Source organism: Pseudomonas sp. AC463, assembly GCF_979253585.1.
Window position 1 is genome coordinate 1 of sequence record NZ_CEEDDZ010000866.1, and the last position, 255, is coordinate 255.

General features: G+C 64.7%; 1 pseudogene. It reads left to right on the plus strand.

The features are described from left to right. Nucleotides 1-255 (plus strand): annotated as a pseudogene (locus AC0IYH_RS32695) (hypothetical protein); the annotation flags it as partial.

Below are 255 nucleotides of genomic sequence, written 5' to 3' on the forward strand. Positions count from 1 at the left end.
TCACCGGGCGGCTGGACGCGTTCAGCCCGAACAGCCGCAAGGTTCATATCGACATCGACCGCTCGTCGATCAACAAGACGGTGCGGATCGACCTGCCGATCGTCGCCGATGCCGGCCATGCGATGGAAGACATGGTCCGCATCTGGAAAAGCCGCCAGCATCCGAAGCCGGACACGCGCGAGTGGTGGAGCAGGATCGCCGAATGGCGCGCGGTCGCCTGCCTGTCGTTCCCGGAGGTCGGCAACGACATCATGC